The 1,149-nt window shown below is 58.4% G+C and carries 1 protein-coding gene and 1 pseudogene; both read left to right on the top strand.

Translation table 11 applies throughout. The features are described from left to right. On the top strand, nucleotides 1-220 hold a 220-nt coding region (locus WH5701_RS16395), incomplete at its 5' end, for an arginase family protein (RefSeq protein ID WP_198005107.1). 350 nt (nucleotides 221-570) lie between these two features. Continuing rightward, nucleotides 571-1,149, top strand: a pseudogene (locus WH5701_RS00700) (glycine cleavage system aminomethyltransferase GcvT); the annotation flags it as partial.

The following is a 1,149-nucleotide window of genomic DNA, read 5'->3' as shown; positions in this document are numbered from 1 at the left end:
CGTTTTACCGGGTACAGGCACCCCAGAACCGGGAGGATTTTTTTGGCCTGATTTCGCCAACCTCGTCACCCTGCTTCAAGAGCATCGGCTGGTGGGCGCAGATGTTGTTGAACTCGCACCACAACTCGACAGCAGCGGTGTGAGTGCTGTTCTCGCCGCCAAAGTGACGCGGAGTTTGCTGCTGCTCCTCGGCAGTGGCTCAGCCAAAGGCGGCAGCTAGGCCAAGGCGCGATCCAGCTCCAGCTGGCACTCCACATCGTCCGACTGCAACGCTTGCAAACGGGGCAGCCGTGGAGCCCGCGCCGTCCAGTGATGACAAACCACAAGATCGGCGACTTCTGCATTCACCTCCAATTGCCGCAACCGGCACCACCCACCTGCTGCAACTGCTGAACAGTGCTGGCAAGAACGGCAGCAAAGCCTGTTGGCCAAAAAAAGGGTGATTGAGAGAGTTTTAAGGCTAAGGACGGTCCCAGAAATGGACCATGAACTACAGGAGATCTCCGGTTTCGCATCAACTAGCTGAAGCACTCCATAAGATTGCGCCTCGCCACCCCCTCGGCTAAAGCCATGCTGCGTACGCCTCTCTATGAGCTCTGCCGCGCTGGAGGTGGCCGAATGGTGCCCTTCGCTGGCTGGGAAATGCCGGTGCAATTCAGTGGTCTGATTCAGGAACACAAAGCCGTACGCAACAGCGTTGGAATGTTCGACATCTCCCACATGGGAGTGCTGCGGCTGGAGGGAACCAACCCCAAAGACACCTTGCAACAACTGGTGCCCAGCGACCTACATCGGATCGGACCGGGCGAAGCCTGTTACACCGTTTTGCTCAACGACCAAGGCGGCATCCGGGACGACTTGATCATTTATGACCTTGGCGCCATCGACGAAGAACGCGGTGCCCTAGTGCTGGTGATTAATGCTGCCTGCGCAGACAGCGACACCGCCTGGATTCGTGAACGCATGGAACCGGCGGGTCTCACCGTGACCGACATCAAAGACAACGGAGTTTTACTGGCGCTGCAAGGCCCCCAAGCCATTCCCCTGCTTGAAGAACTCAGTGGAGACGACCTCAGCGGCTTACCCCGCTTTGGCCACCGAGACCTCCACCTTCAAGGCCTAAGCCATTCCGTCTTCACCGCCCGCACG

This window comes from Synechococcus sp. WH 5701 (assembly GCF_000153045.1).
In the GTDB taxonomy this organism is placed as follows: domain Bacteria; phylum Cyanobacteriota; class Cyanobacteriia; order PCC-6307; family Cyanobiaceae; genus Regnicoccus_A; species Regnicoccus_A antarcticus.
The sequence above is the reverse complement of the archived record's forward strand: the minus strand, read 5'-3'. Positions and strand labels throughout refer to the sequence as shown.